This window comes from Sphingopyxis bauzanensis (genome assembly GCF_002205675.1).
GTDB classification, from domain to species: Bacteria; Pseudomonadota; Alphaproteobacteria; order Sphingomonadales; family Sphingomonadaceae; genus Sphingopyxis; species Sphingopyxis bauzanensis.
Genome location: NZ_NISK01000013.1, coordinates 1 through 1,879, shown reverse-complemented (window position 1 = coordinate 1,879; position 1,879 = coordinate 1). Strand labels below are relative to the sequence as shown.

Here is a 1,879-nt window from a genome sequence, read left to right as displayed (position 1 = left end):
TCCGCCAGCGTCACCTGATGGTCGCTGCCCTCCAGTTCGAAGACGATGCGGTCCTTGATCGTGCGGCCCACCGGGTCGACCGGCACGTCGGCGCGGCCCGCGGCATCGAGGCTGTCTCTTATACACATCTAGATGTGTATAAGAGACAGCCTCGCGCCCGGCCTCGGCCATCGGCGATGCGGGGTTGTCGGCCGCATTCCCCACCGCAAGCTGCGCGCCGAAGAACAGCGAGGTCACGACCACGCCGAGTGTGAAGAGGCCGATCGCCCATTTGATCAGCCGACGCGTTTCCCACGCGCGGAAGCGGAAGGCGATGCAGCCGACGGCGGCATAGAGGAACAATATGTCGCCCCACCAGATGAAGAAATAATGGCAGAGCCCGAAGATCGCGAGCCACGCCATACGGCGATAATGTACCGAGCCCGGATCTTGTCCCGACGCCTCTGCCCGGTCGATGATGAGGAGCATGCTCGCCCCGAACAGGATCGAGAACAGCCCGCGCATCTTGCCGTCGAACAGGATGAAGCCGAGCGCCCAGGCGGCGACGTCGGAGGCGGTCTCGCCGCCATAGGCCTTGGGTGAGACATAGGCCATTTCGGGCATCGCAAAGGCGACGATGTTCATCGCCAATATGCCCATCACGGCGAAGCCGCGCAGCGCGTCGAGGGTGACGAGACGTTCGCCCGCAACTTGTCTTTCTTCGCGCACATCGCCCTCCACTGTATTATCGGCCTATAACGGCTGGCGCACCAATCCGTCCAGCGCTTTAACCTGCTATTGACATCTATGTCAGTAATGCTATCTCGACGTCATCACCTGATTCGAACGAGACCAGCCATGATCCCCACCATCTTCTCCCACCCCGATCGCCAGCCGCAGAAGTTCCGCCCGTTCAAGGCGTTCCAGCACTTCCGCAAGCTGATCGCGGATAAAGAAGACACCGAACAGGTGTTTCACATCTTCGAAAATTTGCCGCGCAAGGGGTTCATGGACGACGCGCGCGCCTTTGTGACAAGCGATTTCGGTCGGAAGCTGATGGAACTGTCTCTTATACACATCTAGATGTGTATAAGAGACAGGTGTTGCAGGAAGGCCGCGCGCTGATCGTCGCGCTCAACAAATGGGACGTTGCCGAAGATCCCTCGTCGCTGTTCAACGGCGTCCGCGGCGCGCTCGAAGACGGGCTCAGCCAGGTCAAGGGCGTCCCGGTGCTCAGCATTTCGGGCGCGACCGGCAAGGGCATCGACACGCTGGTGCGCGTCGCGTTCGAACAGCGCGCGATCTGGACCAACCGCGTCTCCACCGCAAAGCTCAACCGCTGGTTCGAAAACGCCGTCGAAAACCTGTCTCTTATACACATCTAGATGTGTATAAGAGACAGTGGTGATCCCGCGCGGCGCGCTCGGCCGGCTGGGCAAGCCGACCGACCTGGTACGCGATGCGCATGCCGCGGGGCTGAAAGTTCATCCCTGGACCTGTCTCTTATACACATCTAGATGTGTATAAGAGACAGGTTACGCTCGGCAGCAATGCGCGGCTGTGGTTCGTTCCTGCCGCGGCCTTGCGTGCCTATCTGGCGGCCAATCCGGGCGTCGCGGGCACACTCCACGAAGGCTTCGCGCGGGCCTTGCGCGGTAAATTGGCGAGCGCGAATACGCGCATCGCCGACCGGTCGGTAATTTCTTGAACCGACGCGTTCTCGGCCTCGAAACTGCAATCCGCCCCTGCTAGTCCTTGGTCCATGACGATGATTCTTTATGGCATTTCGAACTGCGACACGGTGAAAAAGGCGCGGCGCTGGCTCGACGAGCAAGGTGTCGCCTATCGCTTTCATGACGTGCGCAAGGATGGGCTCGACGCGGCACGGCTCCAGAGCTGG

The 1,879-nt window shown here is 60.8% G+C and carries 5 protein-coding genes and 1 pseudogene; 5 read left to right on the top strand and 1 reads right to left on the bottom strand.

Translation table 11 applies throughout. From position 1 onward, the window contains the following. The coding region (locus CDQ92_RS21260) for a DUF418 domain-containing protein (protein ID WP_419722529.1) at nt 1–708 on the bottom strand (708 nt) is incomplete at its 3' end. Nucleotides 709–837: 129 nt separating this feature from the next. On the opposite strand from CDQ92_RS21260, the gene CDQ92_RS20500 reads away from it, so the two are divergent. The 5 genes and pseudogenes from CDQ92_RS20500 to CDQ92_RS20485 form a co-directional block, all read left to right on the top strand. Continuing rightward, a complete protein-coding gene (locus CDQ92_RS20500; RefSeq protein WP_088444123.1) occupies nt 838–1,062 on the top strand; it encodes a hypothetical protein in 225 nt (74 codons plus the stop codon). Between the two features lie 14 nt (nt 1,063–1,076). Beyond that, nucleotides 1,077–1,340, top strand: a pseudogene (locus CDQ92_RS20495) (ribosome biogenesis GTPase Der); the annotation flags it as partial. Between the two features lie 43 nt (nt 1,341–1,383). Beyond that, complete coding sequence (locus tag CDQ92_RS21895) at nt 1,384–1,506, top strand: hypothetical protein (protein ID WP_272897568.1); 123 nt, start codon at nt 1,384–1,386, stop codon at nt 1,504–1,506. Then, complete coding sequence (locus CDQ92_RS20490) at nt 1,499–1,687, top strand: hypothetical protein (RefSeq protein WP_237246139.1); 189 nt, start codon at nt 1,499–1,501, stop codon at nt 1,685–1,687. The genes CDQ92_RS21895 and CDQ92_RS20490 overlap by 8 nt, the downstream gene beginning before the upstream one ends. Before the next feature lie 54 nt (nt 1,688–1,741). Continuing rightward, nucleotides 1,742–1,879 (top strand): glutaredoxin domain-containing protein (locus CDQ92_RS20485; protein ID WP_272897569.1); only part of this gene is annotated, 138 nt, incomplete at its 3' end.